We start from the raw sequence: 15,280 nt of genomic DNA, 5'->3' as shown, positions 1-15,280 counted from the left end.
TGAACCACGCTACCCTCTCCATGCTTGCAAATACAGGCAACACATGCAACTCGTTCGGCTCTGAGAGCGGGCCGATTAGTCCATGTCTTCCAGAATGCTCCAGATCTTTTCGATTTCCTCTGTCGACGCCTCGTCTTCGTCTTTCGTTCGGCGCGATTTGCTCTGCGAAGCGCCCTTCTCTTTCTGCTTTGACTCGCGTTGCTGCACATCGCGCTTGATCGCCTCAAACTGCGACTCGCTCGGACTCACTTCTGCAGCCGGCTCTTCGGAGGTCGAGGTTGAGCTCGATGAAGCGTCTTTGGACTTGCTTTTTTTCTTCGACTTCTTTTTGCCACCTGTTGTGGATTCAAGGACAGGGAAAAGCGAACGCATTGCTCGCTCCAGATCGTCTTCCTCGTCCTCGTCGTCTTCTTCTGCCTCGTCGACGGCTTCGGCCGCTGGCGATTCGAACTCTTCCGTAGAAGGGCCGTTATCTTGGGTAGGCTCGTCGAACATCGAAGCGAACTCCATCTCTGCCTCTTCCGCAGGCGTCTCTTCCGCGGTTGTCTCTTCGGCAGGAGCCACTGTGCTGCTTTCTACTTCGTCTTCGCCTCCGCCAAGCACATCAGAAAAGTCGAACTCGTCGGTAGCATCTTCCCCCTCCTCGTGCGAAACCGGTTCTGATGCCTCCGCTTCATCACGAGCGACCGGTTTTTCTTCCGAAGGCACGGCAGGAGCCGGCTCCGGGGCTTGTTCAGTGGCTTCTACAACGGCCTCTTCAGGCGTCGATGCCTCATGTTTTTTGGATTCGGGTGTTGCCTCTGAAGGCGCAGGTTCACTCTGCTGAACAGATGCCGCTTCGGCAGGTGGACGCTGCATATCGGTGTCTGCCAGGGTATCAAGCGACCCGATATCTGAGCGCAGATTCTGCGGCATCTCCTGCGGATCGGCATCGCCTTTCTTGTACTCCGAGAGCATTTCGAGCTCGGCCTGCAGGAACGCCCGCAGCCGTGACGCGATCTGCTGGCGACGCTGCTCAACGGCATGCGTCTGTTGCTGAATGGCGTTACGCTCCTTTACGGCCTCTGCTTTAATGCGCTCTGCCTTTGCTTCGGCACGCTCGACAATGTTTTCTGCTTTGTCGCGCGCATTGCTCAGATGCTGTTCTGCGTTCTCACGTGTGGCCGAGAGCGCCTCTTGCAGGGCATCTTCGACCTTTTCGACGTGCGACATCTGCTGTTCGAGCTCTTCGGCGCGATTTTTCGCACGCCGCGTCTCGTTCTCCAACTCTTCCCACTGGTCAGCCACCATTTCCAGGAAGTTCTCAACCTCTTCCACACTGTATCCGCGCAGGCTGCGGTCGAAGTCTTGTTTACGGATATCGAGGGGCGTAAGCTTCATGTGCTGAGTTGTCGGTGTGGGAAAGACTGTGAGCAGTAAACAGCCCCTGTTTCAGTCGTACGTGCCGTCTTCAGGACTGCCTGATCGCTCCTCAAGCAGAGTCTGTTGCGGGGTGTTTGTTACAGTGCGTATTAACAGCGCAAGATCTATGCTACACCGTTGCAGCGCAACGCAGCCACCGAACGTACTCATGTGACCTGGGCACCAACGGTTACTTGACCAGGCTTGGCTTTACAACCTGGCTCTAACCATGACTATTACGGGCTACGACTGCATAAACCTGTTACAGGTGTTTCACGAGGAGCCCTCCATTCTGTTTCGCCTGTTCTGCACACAGTGCCATTTATGAGTACTCCTCAGATTGACCTGCTTTCTGGGCTGAACGAGTCTCTTTGCGTAACCACGTAGCATCTCCATACCTGGGCGCCCACATCCAAAAGACTGCTCTTACGAGCGCGGCCCGAAGATAGCACTTCCGATACGGACCATCGTGCTCCCCTCTTCTATAGCCACCTCAAAGTCGTTGCTCATTCCCATCGAAAGATGCTCAAGTGACACGTTCGCTGCGCCTCCGGTGTACGTTTCAGCCAATGTGCGCAGGTGCGCAAATTCGGAACGTACCGTTTCAGAATCATCCACAAACGACGCCATTCCCATGAGTCCATCAATCTTTAGATGCTCGTATGCCTCGCATGCATTCAGAAAACCATGGAGGTCTTCAGGAGGAAGCCCGTACTTTTGATCAGCACCGCTGATATTCACCTGTACAAAGCAGGGAATAACACGATCGTTCTTCGCCGCGCGTTTATCAAGCTCTTCGGCAAGACGCGGGCTGTCGAGAGCCTCAAACCGGTCGGCATGGCGCGCCACGAATTTGGCTTTATTCGTCTGCAGATGTCCAATCATATGCCAGCATACGTCTCCCCCTTTCCACTGACCCGGACGCTCTTCGACGCGGTCACGAAGAGCACGGGCGCGGTTCTCGCCAAAGTGCGTAAGTCCGGCCGCAACCCCCGACGTAATCGCCTGCATCGGAAACGTCTTCGACACGGCGACGATGGTGATTTCATCGGTATCGCGTCCGACCCGCTCACAGGCTTGTGCGATGCGCTCGCGCACGGTGTCGACGCGGTCTTGTACGGCTTGCGGAGAAAGTTGCGTTGCGGGATTAGGCGCGGTTTCAGGCATGGTATGCGTTCAACAGAATGATTCGTTGGTACAGAATGAAGGATCAGAGGTATGGATGCTTATCCAGAAGGTGGGCTTCGTATCAGACGTGCTGCGATGATGGGTACGAGCCACGTTGAAGGTGCTACGCGTGTCCCCCCGACGGCTGAGCCACGAACGAGACGATCCGTCCGCTCTTCACGACTGCACGCACCTGGATGGGCCGACAGCAGACCCAGCAGTCGACTACGTACTCGTGGGTCCCCTCAACCGGATCGACCTGTTCGGTGAGTGTCTCCCAGCAGTATGGACATGTAAACGAATGTTCGAGCATAGAATGCGTTCAGAGTTTCGGAAGCGCTTGTCTTGTTCGTTGCTCCATGGTACGGGATTTACCGGATGGCAAGTAATGTTAATACCACTCAAAATGTTAATGCCACTCAATAAGCAAAGCGTGCGGTCCCGCGTGTCCTTACTGCTCCGTACCGAGGAAAGCTATCACTGTTACGGGGTTTGTTCTTATGCCTCAGCCTGCAAGACGTCCATTGGTGGCTTGTCGTAAAGCGTACGGCTGTTGAACAGCCCGAGTCCGAGAACCAACGTTACGATCACAGCAAAGGTGATCGCGAGTTCGCCCCAGGCCACCGCAAAGGCGCCATCAAAGACAAACGTAGCGAGTGTCCAGCCCGCCACGATAGCGAGTCCGATACCTGCTGCCGCAGCAAGCGTCCCAATCAGGAGATACTCAATGGCCAGAATTTTAAGTACGGTTGTGCGCGAGGCGCCGAGCGTCTTTAAGAGCACGCTCTCTCCGGCTCGCTGGTAGCGGTTTACAAGCAGCGTGCCCAGCAGCACAAGCAGCCCGGTGAGCACGCTAAAGAGCGCCATAACGCGAATCACGTACCCGAGCCGGTCGAACAGATCTTGGGCCGTGCGCAGCACCAGCGTTAGATCAATAATCGATACGTTGGGGAATGCGTCGACCACGGCACGCTGCACTGTTGTGGCGTGACTGGTGTCGTCGGTGCGGCTGAGCATGGCGTAGATCTGCGGGGCCTCTTCGAGCACGCCGGGCGGAAACACCACGAAGAAGTTGGTGCCGATGCGCTGCCAGTCGACTTCGCGGAGACTGCGCACTTCGGTGGTGATGGGCTGCCCCTGTACGTCGAACGTAAGCTGGTCGCCCAGCGATACGTTCAGTTCGTCGGCAATTCCTTCTTCAAGCGATACGGGCACGGGCTCGCTTCCGTCTACCCGTTCGGTGACGAAGGTGCCTGCAACAATCTCCTCGCTCTCTGTCAGATAATCACGGTAGGTCGATCGGTATTCGCGGCGGTGTGCCCATGTGGTACGCACCTCAGGGTCTTCGCGCAGCTCGCTAACCGGTCGTCCGTTTACGGCCGACAGGCGCATCGTTACGATCGGCGACGCGTCGAGCACCGGCGCTCCGGCGCCCTCAATGGTTTCGGTAACGCCCTGCACCTGGTCGGGCTGCACGTCGAACAGAACCATATTGGGACGCGTCTCGCCCTCGCCGGAGATGCGAATCTGCGACAGGATCGTTTCCTGGGAGATCAGCAGGGTAGCGATCAGAAACGTACCGAGCCCCAGCGCGACGAGCAGCACGGTCGTCTGATTGTGAGGCCGGTGCAGGTTGGCCAGCCCCTGTCGCCAGGGGTAGCTCCACTGCCGGGGCACGAGACGGCGCAGTGCAACCATGAGCGCATACGCGAGCGCTGCCAACGCGGCAAAGACCGCGACCAGCCCGGCTGCGTAGCCCAGTCCGATCTGCCAGGTGGGCGCCTGGGCTATAGCAAACCCCGTGAGTGCACCGCCAATCGCGATGGCTACGGCCCAGCGTGCCCAGTCTCGCCCACCGGTTCCTGTCTCCTGATGCCGAAGCGCTTGCAGCGGCGACACGCGCCGAACCGGGAGGAGCGGAATCAGCGCGAACAGCACAGTTGCCGCTGTGCCCATACCAAGCCCAAGCCCTACTGCACGCAGCGATACGGAGAACGCGACCGGTACGGGTAGAAAATCCTCCAGTACGTATGGAACGCCCATCTGCATCAGCACGCCCAGCGCTGTACCCAGTGCTCCGCCAAATGCGCCCAGCACGGCTGCCTGCGTGAGGTAGATCCGAAAGGTTTGTCCCGATTTTGCACCCAGGCAGCGCAGCACCGCCACCGAAGTCAGGCGCTGCTGGATGTATACATGCACGGCGCTGGCAATACCAATGCACCCTAAGATCAGCGCCATGAATCCCACCAGACTCAAAAACCGGTACAGATTACCGAGTCCCTGCTCCCATGTGCCCGCTGCCTGCTCAACCGTTTCGATGCTTACCCCCGCCTCTTGCATAGTGGGCCGGATGTCTGCGATGAGCGCCTCCACGTCGCGGTCGTCGTCGAAGCGGAAGTAGAGCTCGTGCTCAGCGCGGCTGCCCGGCCCCAGCAGCGTGGTGTCGAGGCCCTCGTATGGCACGTACACGCGCGGACTGAACGACGACATGATGCCCGATTCACGCGGCATCTGCTCAACGCGCCCGGCCACCGGGTACCAGTTGCGGCCTACCCGAATGGAGTCGCCCACCGACAGGTCGAACTCATCCCAGAGCGTCGCATCCACCAGCGCCTCCCCCTGCTTGGCGTGGTCCTCATAGCTTCCTTCCGGGACTGCCTCAACCTCGCCGTAGAACGGGTATCCAGGCTCGGTGGCGCGGATTGTGGAGAGGCGCGTGCCCGCATCTCCAAACGCAACCATCGACTGAAACGAGATGCGCCGCGCCTGCGTGCCGCCGATCGAGTCGGCCACCGCTTCGACTCGCTCAGGGAAGCGGTCGTTGTGCTCAAACCCAAGGTCGGCCCCCAGCAGCTGACGCGCCTCATCGTTGATGGTGCGGGTCAGGTTATCCCCAAACCCGTTGATGGCTACGAGCACCGCCACCCCTACCACCAGCGCCGACAGGTACAGCACCAGGCGTCCGCGGCTGCCCCGGCTGTCGCGCCAGGCCATAGAGAGCGTAAAACGGTTCATGCGTATGTTGTTGGGATGCAGAAGACGGTTTCGGACCGAATGAGACGAGCCGGCCTCCGAAGAGGATTCGCCCCCGACAAAAGGTTTACGTCTGATGCGACGATGAGTGCGCCCTACGAGCGGCGCGCCTCGGGGTAGATGGGCCAGGCGTCGGTGTGCTGCTGGTCGTAGATGAGCGATGTTTCGACCTGTTGCACCTCGTCCCGGGCGGTGAAGGCGCTCAGGATCAGGTCGCGCAGATGGGCCGGATCGCGAACGGTGACGTGCAGCAGAAAGTCGGTGCGTCCGCCCAGATGGTAGCAGACCACCACCTCTGGACGCTGCACCGCGGCCTGCTGAAACTGCTCAACCGTGGCGCGCGAGTGGCTCCGCAGTTGCACCGCCACCATCGCCTGCACGCCAATGCCGAGCGCCTCCGCATCCACCACCGTGCGCGTGCCCTCAATAATACCTTCTTCGCGCAGCCGCCGCACCCGCATCAGACAGGTGGATTCGGCGAGTCCGACCCGCTCAGCCAGCGTTTTGTTGGGGATGCGAGCATTCTTCTGTAGGATGCGAAGGATTTTGCAGTCGGTTTGGTCGAGCGTAGCCATAGTGGAATCGAGCGAAGATAATTCGGAACGCTTGCGGATACTGTAAGCGCTTCCGATTATACGGGTACGTTACGTTCTTGTCCCATCGCTCTCCGGTGCGCTATGTCTGCTTCTGATGATCTGTACACCACCGCGGTTCATGCCGGACGCGCTTCGGTGCGCGCACTTGGCAAGCACGCGCCGCCCATTGACCTGTCTTCGACGTATCCGTTCGATGATATGGACGCTGCCGCTCGCAGTCTAACCGAGCTGGCGCACGGCGCGGCCACCGCCGAAACGCCGGTTTACGCTCGGCTGCACAATCCCACGGTAGCGCGCGCCGAGCAGGCGGTAGCCGAACTGGAAGGCGCAACCGACACCGTGGCGTATGCCTCAGGCATGGCCGCCGTCACCGCTGTGCTGATGGCCACGCGCACGCTCCGCAACGACAGCGCTACCCCGCATGTCGTGGCCGTGCGCCCCATCTACGGCACGACCGACCACCTGCTCACCAGCAACCTGATCGGTATCGACGTGTCATGGGCCAACCCCGATAGCATTGCAGAGGCGATGCGCCCTGCCACCGCCCTCGTGATGATTGAGACGCCCGCCAACCCGACGCTCGACCTGGTGGACATCCAGGCGGTAGTCGACCAAGCAGGAGACGTGCCGGTCGTGGTGGATTCGACCTTTGCGCCCCCCGTCATTCAGCGTCCGCTGGAGCACGGGGCCACGCTCTCCCTGCACAGCGCCACGAAATTTTTGGGCGGACACGGCGATGTGATGGGCGGGGTCGTCTCGACCTCGGATGCGGACTGGGCCGCGGCGCTGCGTCATGTGCGCGTGGCCACCGGCGCGCTGCTGCATCCGCACGCCGCCTACCTGATGCATCGCAGCATGCCCACTCTTCCGGCCCGGGTGGAGCGCGCGCAGTCCACCGCCACCGCCCTGGCCGACCGGCTTCAGGCGCACCTGGCGGTGCAAGCCGTTCATTTTCCGGGATACGACGCCGCTGCCTGCTACACACGGCAGATGGACGGCCCCGGCACGCTGATTTCATTCGAGTTGGGTACGTACGAGGCCGCACGGGCTGCGGTGGAAGCCGTATCGCTCATCACCGCTGCTGTGAGCCTGGGCTCCACCGACACGCTCATCCAGCATCCGGCCTCGCTCACCCACGGCGTGGTGGCCGACGACGCAAAGTCCGATCACGGCATCACGCCCGGCTTGGTGCGGCTCTCGGTGGGACTGGAAGGAGCGGATGCGCTGTGGAATGATCTGGAGCAAGCGCTGGAGGCGTGTGTAGTGGCGGCGTAGAGGGCGGATGGAGTGCTGTCGCCGGAGACGTCCGCTCTGCTTTCAGTCTCCGGCTACCGGGGCATTGGTGTGGGACATGGATCGGCCTGGAAAGCCGATGCTGTGAAGGTTCGCTCGAGTTTCGTCGCGCACTCTGTGAGCACACCCCACCCCGTTTTGCCCCATGCAAAGCTTAAATCGTCATAAAGATTGAGCGCATTCCTCCCTCCGCGTCCCTTTTGTTAACTATGAATACCGGACCTTCCGTAGACGGATTGTCAGGATCGTACTTTGGGTAGTACATTTCGAAGTAATACTCGCCTGCCGTGTAGAAGTAACTTTGAAAGTCATCTACTTCGTGGGGGTGCCCAATCTCATTACAGACATCGGCGTCCTGTTCGTTCGTCATGACTCGCAGGGACTCAGCAGAAGGGGGCGGAAACGACTCAGAACCAGGTGTTGCTTCAACGAGTCTATCCCAGTCTTCCGTAATAAACTGGTAGATGTACGACTGTGGGGCGTTACTTTCAACTCCATGACAGCCATTTGCCTGGGCATGTGCAAGTTCACTGGTCCCACTTATGAAAATAAAGAGGGCGGCAAGTGCCGATAGGTAACGCATTTGAGTCTCATGCCGACACTACAGCGGAGGACGTTGAAAACGAATCATTTCAACCGTTTCGGTATCATCGTTGATGTACAATACAAACTGGGTCCGCCCCATGTCCTCAATCGCTGGCGATCCGTCCTCGCTCTCTTCAGCAATGGGGATCGCAATGTAGGTATCGATATCAGGATTATCAAAAGGGGCAGTGTCACCTGAGCGACGAGTGGTTCTGAGTGCAGCACTCAGTTCGGAGAGGGCCATTCCGGGGTAGATCTTTTCTTCTCCAATGGCAAGTTTCCAGTCTGACGAGCTCATCTCCAGCGATGTCACGCCCCGAGGGCCATCTTGATAAATTTCGTATTCGATTGTTGCCCCATCATACCTCAGTGTATGCACGGACCGGCCCCTCGGAAAGTCGGTTTGGTCTGTGGCATTCGGGCTTCCTAACAATCGGTATACCTCTTCCAACGAAGAGGCGGATATGAGCTCCGCAAAAGCAGGGGGCTGTCCAAGGACCGACTCGGCAGGTTCGCTTTCTCCAATCGCGCTTTCACGATGCACTGTGACATGCTGTAGATCACTTGCCTGGATGTACGGTACATCTTCGGTCTGGCCATGCGTGCCTTCATCTGATGTTACTCTTATCTCCTGAGCATAGCCCGGAGCCGCGACCAGGCACAGCATCCACGCCACGAGCCAGCAGCGTTGCAAAAGGGGGTGCGATACATAGCGTTTGGATGCTTGGTCGCAGATGGTTACCGACAAGTACGTAGTCGGCGTTGAAGACCCGCACGCTTTCGGATACAGTGATACAAGCGAAATGGCTTCAGAAGACCCAGTCTACATCATGACAATGGTCACGACATCGAATGCATCATCGAAAACAATTATTCCCGCTCTTCCAGCAGGAAGCCTATCCTCTGGCCATTCTGACGGAGGGCGCACGTACGTAACCAAGAAGTAGTATGAGTCGGAGGCATAGAAGCTGTGGTCACGATATGGCCCGCCTTCAAGGCCACTTCCGATAAGCTGCCCACACGCTTCAGAATCATGCTCTTCGGTGAGCACCCGAACCTCCCCAATAGCGGCGGAAACACCGTGCCGGGTACGATTATCGGACCACTGGTCTTCCGTCAGGTACGATTCAACCATCTCCTCTGCTTCTGAGCGTGGAGGGGGGCACTCGGTTATGCTTTGTGATGAAGCTGTCTTGATGGGTAGCACAACCAGCAAAGCCAAAACAGTAATGAATCTTGCAAAGATCATGTTTTTAGTTTTTCTGAAAGGCGGGTACGCCCCGCCGGAGACGTCCGCTTCACTTCCAGTCTCCGGCTACCGATTCACTGGCCTCACTTCGCGTTGATGGGTCGTGACCTGGCCCAGGTTCGCGATAGCAAGGAGTCTCTTCCTCCTTGGCCCCTGCGTAGTTCGGAGCCACGACCACACACAGCGCGCACCCAACGATCCAGCGGACGCAGTTGATTAACCTTGTAGTAATGATGGTTTGTTGCGTAGAAGAAGAGATTGTAGCTGTAGCCGTCTTCTGCTTCCGCATTTCGGGTCAGGGCAGGACCGGCAATCTCTGCACAGGCATCAGGGTCCTGGTCGTTGGTCATCAGCCGCAGTTCGCTGGGAGATACGTCGATGCCGTCTCGCTGAAGTATATCTTGACGGTCGTCTAACATGCTCATCACCTGTGCCCGAGCGCGGTCATTGCCTTCTTCGGGACAGCCATTTGCCTGGGCGTGTGCAAGTTCACTGGTTGCACTTGTGAGAATGAGGAGAACTGCCAGTGCGGATAGGTAATGATGCATGCTCTATCCTTCACAGTTATTGACGTTCAAATAGTATAGTCTCGTGCTCCGTGCCAAGCGTAAAATACTCTGGGCGCTCGGGGTCGTCCTCTACCCATTGCGTGATGTATTTGCATGAAACCGTTCCATCGGAGCGTGTCAATTCAAGCATTGCGACTTGGTGAGATGAAGCCTCCAACGGGCCATAAAAGGGATCCTCACACTGCGCATTGACCTCATAACTGACGGTCTGGTCTAACTCGTCCTCAACATATTTCTTTAGCGTACCGTCTTCCATGAATACCCACTTCGATTTAGGATCGGCTTCCGCCACCCACGTACCCACAAGTTGCTCTTCAACCTCGCCGGGATCGAATTCTTGGGCATAGCCCGGAGCCACAACCACACACAGCACGCATGCTGCAATCCAGCAGCGTTGCAAGAGTGGTTGAGCAGACATAACTCGGATTCGTTAGCGAGAGGGTTCAATGTCCCATGTGATCTTCCCGCACAAAAAGTATGAGGCGGCCTGACGGAATGGATAGCAGTGTCAGTCGCTCCTCAGATAGCCCTTGGATGACTGCACAGATGTCCGCACCCGATTGTGACTCTACCAAAAGCATTCCTGCATCATGTTCTTTCACCTCTTCACCTCTACATTCGTGGACTACCGAAAATGGGTCTTCAGCTTGAAGCTCTCCATCGTAGTAGTCTTGAAGCGTGTCTTCCGTAAAGACCCACCTCGATTTAGGATCGGCTTCCGCAACCCATGTACCCATGAGTTGCTGTTCAACTTCTTCGGGGTCAAACTCTTGAGCAAATGCGACGCCAGAACAACTGACATGTATAATTGCCATCAAAAAAATAAATAGGATTGAAAAATGACTATTGTTCATGTCTCAGAAGCATTAGTTAAAGATTATTGGCAATCGATAGCTTGCTCAGCCTCGTTCGTTTTACTTTCACGTTCCTCTTGACCGGCTCTTCCAATATTAATCAGACGGGTTACATCCTCGATTGTAACTTCATCAATATGGCTTAGAACATTTTCGTCGTAGAACCACATTCCGCTTATGGTTGCCAATTCGGTATCGCTTTCAATTTCACCTGGTGTGTTTACAAAGTCCAAAGAAGAATCAAACTCATCTTGGTAGAAGTCGGTGAATGCCTGATAGTTGTTTTTTCCTGTTAACTGAAAAAGCCCACGTCCTCGGTATTTCCAGCCATCTCCGCTTTCCTCATCGCCATTACCCATTCGATCTGCGTACACGTAGTTGGCCAGTTTTTCTGGGTCTTCCAGGTAGTCATTTGGATCCGGTAAATCCGGGTCTGTTTCTGAAAAGCGACTTGGCCAAATCTCTTTAAGTCGCTCGGCTGTTGTATAGTTCAACCCTTCTTCCAACGTTGTGAGTCCTCCAGTCTCATGATAAACTTGACCGAGAAAATGGGCTACCTCCAGTTCTCCGCCAATGTCAAACTCGGAGATATTTTCCTCAATCGCCTCGTGAACATCCTCTACGACCTCTGTTTCAGCGTTCTCGAAAATGGACTCCAGATCACTCAGAGAAGGCACACATGGGTCATCCTCCTCATCGTCACAATGCTCCGGTGGGTTGTCGCTTTCGCAGGGGTCCATAGGTTCGCACCCAGACCCGGGCTCCGGATTGAGGTCGCGTCGATCTGTACACTCTGATTCATCCGAGCCTCCGTCTTCATCAGGGGGACTTCCTCCACTGCCTCCATCCGGAAAAGGATTGGACCCATCGTCATTTGTTGATCCACCTCCATCACATATGGTAACGGTTTCATACCCGAGGGTGCAACTTTGGTATGGGTCCGAGATTGAACCTGCACAGTATGCAACGTACCATCTTGAAAAGGTTGTGCATGATTTCGAAGCAGCTCCCGTTTCTTCGTGCAGAGCTTCCTCAGCCGCCACTTCTTCACCAATCAAAAGGAGCTGCTCATACACCATCTCCTCCGCTCCCTCAGCAGACGGAATAGTGCAATTTGCATATCGGATACTCAACGGATCTGTGATCTCCGGACTTGAAACCTCTAACCCGTACGCAAATCGTTCCGTCTCTCCATCAGCCGCTTCTACCATCTCCTCTGGAAAGTGCAGGTATTTGCTATGAAACGACACGTCGTCAGAGAACGGTCGCGAGGCCAGGTAGCAGCCGTACGCCGAGGCATCGGCATTGCTCTTCGGGGCCGGCTCGCCCGGCGTGAGCAGTTCGGATCCGGTGGGCATCGGCGCCAGCGTCAGACTTGATGAATCGGCGGGCACCGTACGTGCCGTGGGGTCGGTATCATCCGGTTGCAGATCTACAGACGAGTCGCAGCCTGCAACAAGGAGCAGCCCGCCCAGCAGCAGGAGCGGAATGGAGTGGAGTAAAGGCGATAGAGACGAGGAACGCGGAGAAGAGGCCGTCGAAGGCCACAAGGAGAATAGCACAGGTACGAGCAGGCAATCCGAAAAGCAGACGAGCATAGCACCGACGCGGCTGAATAGCACTCCGCATCATTGCGCCCGATCACGCCTCGTACCGACGGCGATGATATGGAACGCATGCCGATAGATACGTCACTCGGCACGCGCAAGACGGGCAGCTAAAATGCAGTTATAGAGTAGCCCCCCCCCCCCCGCAGATCTGCAAGGTTGAATTGTAACGAAGTTGTGAGTGGGATTTATCGTAGACGCCTTCGGTATCGGTAGTATGGATTAACGGGGAGTGTGTACATGTCTAACGACCTGTAGCCCAGAACTGGGAGCGGAGCGGACGTTCCGGGCGATGCTAACCAAGTTAGTGCGGCAGAAGCCTGTAGAGGAGCATGCCTGTTGACATTTTCAGTGTCAGTAGTAGGGACGAACGGGAGACCGTTCGCTCCTGTCGAGGGAAAGGTCTCCTACAACATCGGCACGGGTCATGCGCTCTACGAACATCTCTTCCACTCTGGCAGAAGCATACGCCTCACAGGCTGGGACCGTCACATGAAGTACCGCTTCGGATCCACCCCTCAGTCGCTGCGCGACAGCTCCCCTCTCCAGGGGAGCGGCTTGTGATGGCCCGTTTACACTTGTTTCTTCCTGCACACGGGAATCCGCCTGCGCCCGTCGAGGGAGACTGTCGGCTATGCTCACAATTCTCGCTCATGAGTACCAACATCGACGCATCAAGAAAAACGCCCCACCGAGAAGCATCTCGATGGGGCGCGGTCTGTGTGTTGGGGGAAGCAACACGTGTCGCATCCCCCTGAAATTGTATGTGGCCGAGTATGATCAGCTTTCGCCTTCGAAGGGGTAGACGTCCTTCAGGAGCGCCTGCAGCTTGGTTCGTCCACGGTTGATGCGACTCTTGACCGTACCCATGGGCAGGCCGGTGATCTCCGCAATCTCGTCGTAGGCCAGCTGCTGGATGTCGCGCAGCACCACCACCTCGCGGAAGGCGGGCGGAATCTCGTTCATCGCCTCCTGAATGTAGTGATCCTGAATCGTGCTCTCCGCATGCTTGTCGGGCGAGAACGACTCGTCCGGGATTTCCATCTCGTACTCTTCGTTATCCCGGTTCACCGACTGGATGGACTGCATCCGGCGGCGCTTGCGCTTGCGGTACTCAGAACGCGCCAGGTTTCCGGCGATGGTATAGAGCCACGTCGAAAACTTCGCAATACGCCGGTACGAATGGCGATTGCGGTGCACCCGCAGGAACGTCTCCTGCAGAAGGTCTTCACAGCGCTTCATATCGCCCAGAAAGCGATAGAGGTACTGCATAAGCCGGTCGGAGTACCGCTCCACGAGGATGTTGAACGCCTCAACGGTGCCCGCCTGAAACTGCGACATGAGATCTTCGTCGCTCATGTCCTGGAGCGCATCATACCGGTTGAAGGACTTGGTATCCTTCTTCGTTTTGGTTACGACTTCGGTCTTGTCCTTCGCCATATATCTGCTGCTATTGCTACGTAAACGCCAGTGGGAGTCAGGGCGTATTTTAATTGTACACGCTTAATATTCACGCCGAGCCAAACCAAACGCAAATGCAAGTTGTCACGAATACGGTACGCCTTGACTTGTTCCTTACCTGTACTCGGTGGACACATTATAGCAGCAAATTGCAGTCCAATCTACCGCAATCCACTCAATACGTGGAAAAGAGCCGTGAAATCATGGCGCGGCGCGTCATTCTGGCGGATGCGTGCCGTATTGGCAACGCACAAAAGGGGCCTGCCATAAAGCCGGTGGCCTTTCTCGCACCTGTTATGTAGGTTGCGGGATGCGGGCGTTACCCTGCTCGTGTGTTTTCGTATACGTTACCCGACCCCTACTGTCTATCATGCGGTACACTTTCTCTTCCCTTATCGGCATGCTCGCCACGGTAAGTCTTCTCGCAGGAAGCACCCTGCTTCTGGGATGCAACGGCGCGGCTTCGTCAGAGCCCTCGGCGGAAGCCCCCATCGCGCTGGCCATCCACGGCGGAGCCGGGGTGATCTCATCGGATGCGATGTCCGATGACGAAGATGCAGCCTATCGCGAAGCGCTCCATGAGGCGCTCGATGCGGGCTATGCGGTGCTTGAAGACGGCGGCACCAGTCTCGAAGCTGTGGAGGCGGCTATTATGGTGATGGAAGATAACCCGCTCTTCAATGCTGGACACGGGGCGGTCTTTACCAGCGACGATCGCGTAGAGCTGGATGCCTCTATCATGGATGGCGCAACCCGTAACGCCGGAGCCCTCACCGGCGTGACCACGGTGCGCAATCCGATTCAGCTGGCGCGTACCATTATGCATGAGTCGCCACACGTTATGATGGCAGGCGAAGGCGCTGAAGTATTTGCAGACGGCTTCGACCTGGAGCGCGTCGACAACGAGTACTTCCACACGGAGCGCCGCCTGCAGCAGGCCCGTGAGGCACGAAGCAACGACGCCACCTCCAGCCTGCGTCTCTCTGAAGACATGGACGCGCCGCTCGGTACCGTCGGTGCCGTAGCGCTCGACCGCGACGGCAACCTGGCGGCGGGCACCTCGACCGGCGGCATGACGAACAAGCAGTTTGGACGCGTGGGCGACTCGCCGATCATTGGCGCGGGCACCTACGCCGACAACGCCACCTGCGCGGTCTCCTCGACCGGCCATGGCGAATACTTCATCCGCAGCGTCGTTGCCCACGACATTGCGGCACGCATGCAGCATGGCGGACAGGCGCTGGCTGATGCCGCTGATGCGGTGATTCATGATGCCCTGCCCGACCTCGGGGGAACCGGCGGCGTCATTTCGCTGGATGCAGAGGGTACAGTGGCCATGCCGTTCAACACCGAAGGCATGTACCGGGCCTCAATCGATGCAGACGGCGAGCGTGTCGTGCGCATCTATGGCGATGCGGAAGAGGCAGAACGCACGGAGTAGATCTTTTTGCTTTCCCCATTTCGA

General features: G+C 57.2%; 15 protein-coding genes. 2 read left to right on the top strand and 13 right to left on the bottom strand.

The window, feature by feature from the left end; translation table 11 throughout:
- Nucleotides 1-75: 75 nt before the first annotated feature.
- The 5 genes from PPP56_RS13770 to PPP56_RS13750 all read right to left on the bottom strand — a co-directional run bounded on the left by PPP56_RS13770 (nt 76) and on the right by PPP56_RS13750 (nt 6,176).
- Nucleotides 76-1,380: a DivIVA domain-containing protein gene (locus PPP56_RS13770; RefSeq protein ID WP_353564630.1), complete on the bottom strand. Its 1,305-nt coding sequence runs from the start codon at nt 1,378-1,380 to the stop codon at nt 76-78.
- A 447-nt stretch (nt 1,381-1,827) separates the two neighbouring features.
- Nucleotides 1,828-2,568 (bottom strand): YggS family pyridoxal phosphate-dependent enzyme, encoded by a 741-nt coding sequence (locus tag PPP56_RS13765; protein ID WP_353564629.1) that lies wholly within the window; start codon nt 2,566-2,568, stop codon nt 1,828-1,830.
- A 124-nt stretch (nt 2,569-2,692) separates the two neighbouring features.
- Complete coding sequence (locus tag PPP56_RS13760) at nt 2,693-2,881, bottom strand: zinc ribbon domain-containing protein (RefSeq protein WP_353564628.1); 189 nt, start codon at nt 2,879-2,881, stop codon at nt 2,693-2,695.
- A gap of 185 nt (nt 2,882-3,066) precedes the next feature.
- Nucleotides 3,067-5,583 (bottom strand): ABC transporter permease, encoded by a 2,517-nt coding sequence (locus tag PPP56_RS13755; protein WP_353564627.1) that lies wholly within the window; start codon nt 5,581-5,583, stop codon nt 3,067-3,069.
- A 113-nt stretch (nt 5,584-5,696) separates the two neighbouring features.
- The gene (locus PPP56_RS13750) at nt 5,697-6,176 is read right to left on the bottom strand and encodes an Lrp/AsnC family transcriptional regulator (protein ID WP_353564626.1); all 480 of its coding nucleotides are present in this window, start codon (nt 6,174-6,176) and stop codon (nt 5,697-5,699) included.
- Between the two features lie 102 nt (nt 6,177-6,278).
- Between PPP56_RS13750 and PPP56_RS13745 the strand changes: the two genes are divergently transcribed.
- Complete coding sequence (locus PPP56_RS13745) at nt 6,279-7,472, top strand: trans-sulfuration enzyme family protein (protein WP_353564625.1); 1,194 nt, start codon at nt 6,279-6,281, stop codon at nt 7,470-7,472.
- A gap of 172 nt (nt 7,473-7,644) precedes the next feature.
- Here the strand turns inward: PPP56_RS13745 and PPP56_RS13740 are convergent, their stop codons facing one another.
- The 8 genes from PPP56_RS13740 to PPP56_RS13705 all read right to left on the bottom strand — a co-directional run bounded on the left by PPP56_RS13740 (nt 7,645) and on the right by PPP56_RS13705 (nt 13,794).
- Nucleotides 7,645-7,860 carry a hypothetical protein gene (locus tag PPP56_RS13740; protein WP_353564624.1) on the bottom strand — a complete coding sequence of 72 codons (216 nt, stop codon included), beginning with the start codon at nt 7,858-7,860 and terminating at the stop codon, nt 7,645-7,647.
- Nucleotides 7,861-8,091: 231 nt separating this feature from the next.
- Nucleotides 8,092-8,823 carry a hypothetical protein gene (locus PPP56_RS13735; RefSeq protein WP_353564623.1) on the bottom strand — a complete coding sequence of 244 codons (732 nt, stop codon included), beginning with the start codon at nt 8,821-8,823 and terminating at the stop codon, nt 8,092-8,094.
- 75 nt (nt 8,824-8,898) lie between these two features.
- On the bottom strand, nt 8,899-9,297 hold the full coding sequence (locus PPP56_RS13730) for a hypothetical protein (RefSeq protein ID WP_353564622.1): 399 nt from the start codon (nt 9,295-9,297) through the stop codon (nt 8,899-8,901).
- Between the two features lie 110 nt (nt 9,298-9,407).
- Nucleotides 9,408-9,872: a hypothetical protein gene (locus PPP56_RS13725; RefSeq protein WP_353564621.1), complete on the bottom strand. Its 465-nt coding sequence runs from the start codon at nt 9,870-9,872 to the stop codon at nt 9,408-9,410.
- A 16-nt stretch (nt 9,873-9,888) separates the two neighbouring features.
- On the bottom strand, nt 9,889-10,311 hold the full coding sequence (locus PPP56_RS13720; protein ID WP_353564620.1) for a hypothetical protein: 423 nt from the start codon (nt 10,309-10,311) through the stop codon (nt 9,889-9,891).
- Between the two features lie 25 nt (nt 10,312-10,336).
- The gene (locus PPP56_RS13715; protein WP_353564619.1) at nt 10,337-10,747 is read right to left on the bottom strand and encodes a hypothetical protein; all 411 of its coding nucleotides are present in this window, start codon (nt 10,745-10,747) and stop codon (nt 10,337-10,339) included.
- A gap of 23 nt (nt 10,748-10,770) precedes the next feature.
- Nucleotides 10,771-12,105, bottom strand: a complete 1,335-nt coding sequence (locus tag PPP56_RS13710; RefSeq protein WP_353564618.1) for a glycoside hydrolase family 19 protein — start codon at nt 12,103-12,105, stop codon at nt 10,771-10,773.
- 1,029 nt (nt 12,106-13,134) lie between these two features.
- Complete coding sequence (locus PPP56_RS13705) at nt 13,135-13,794, bottom strand: RNA polymerase sigma factor (RefSeq protein ID WP_353564617.1); 660 nt, start codon at nt 13,792-13,794, stop codon at nt 13,135-13,137.
- 391 nt (nt 13,795-14,185) lie between these two features.
- On the opposite strand from PPP56_RS13705, the gene PPP56_RS13700 reads away from it, so the two are divergent.
- The gene (locus PPP56_RS13700) at nt 14,186-15,256 is read left to right on the top strand and encodes an isoaspartyl peptidase/L-asparaginase family protein (protein ID WP_353564616.1); all 1,071 of its coding nucleotides are present in this window, start codon (nt 14,186-14,188) and stop codon (nt 15,254-15,256) included.
- Nucleotides 15,257-15,280 lie beyond the last annotated feature (24 nt).

This window comes from Longimonas sp., from assembly GCF_040409695.1.
Lineage (GTDB): Bacteria > Bacteroidota > Rhodothermia > Rhodothermales > Salinibacteraceae > Longimonas.
This window is presented reverse-complemented; position numbering and strand designations above follow the sequence as displayed.

Excerpts from the sequence above, each read along its gene's own strand:
- PPP56_RS13760 (WP_353564628.1), bottom strand. The coding sequence starts at position 2,881 with ATGCTCGAACATTCGTTTACATGTCCATACTGCTGGGAGACACTCACC.
- PPP56_RS13755 (WP_353564627.1), bottom strand. The coding sequence starts at position 5,583 with ATGAACCGTTTTACGCTCTCTATGGCCTGGCGCGACAGCCGGGGCAGC.
- PPP56_RS13740 (WP_353564624.1), bottom strand. The coding sequence starts at position 7,860 with ATGACGAACGAACAGGACGCCGATGTCTGTAATGAGATTGGGCACCCC.
- PPP56_RS13720 (WP_353564620.1), bottom strand. The coding sequence starts at position 10,311 with ATGTCTGCTCAACCACTCTTGCAACGCTGCTGGATTGCAGCATGCGTG.
- PPP56_RS13705 (WP_353564617.1), bottom strand. The coding sequence starts at position 13,794 with ATGGCGAAGGACAAGACCGAAGTCGTAACCAAAACGAAGAAGGATACC.
- PPP56_RS13725 (WP_353564621.1), bottom strand. The coding sequence starts at position 9,872 with ATGCATCATTACCTATCCGCACTGGCAGTTCTCCTCATTCTCACAAGT.
- PPP56_RS13710 (WP_353564618.1), bottom strand. The coding sequence starts at position 12,105 with ATGCCCACCGGATCCGAACTGCTCACGCCGGGCGAGCCGGCCCCGAAG.
- PPP56_RS13745 (WP_353564625.1), top strand. The coding sequence starts at position 6,279 with ATGTCTGCTTCTGATGATCTGTACACCACCGCGGTTCATGCCGGACGC.
- PPP56_RS13750 (WP_353564626.1), bottom strand. The coding sequence starts at position 6,176 with ATGGCTACGCTCGACCAAACCGACTGCAAAATCCTTCGCATCCTACAG.
- PPP56_RS13700 (WP_353564616.1), top strand. The coding sequence starts at position 14,186 with ATGCGGTACACTTTCTCTTCCCTTATCGGCATGCTCGCCACGGTAAGT.
- PPP56_RS13715 (WP_353564619.1), bottom strand. The coding sequence starts at position 10,747 with ATGAACAATAGTCATTTTTCAATCCTATTTATTTTTTTGATGGCAATT.
- PPP56_RS13765 (WP_353564629.1), bottom strand. The coding sequence starts at position 2,568 with ATGCCTGAAACCGCGCCTAATCCCGCAACGCAACTTTCTCCGCAAGCC.
- PPP56_RS13770 (WP_353564630.1), bottom strand. The coding sequence starts at position 1,380 with ATGAAGCTTACGCCCCTCGATATCCGTAAACAAGACTTCGACCGCAGC.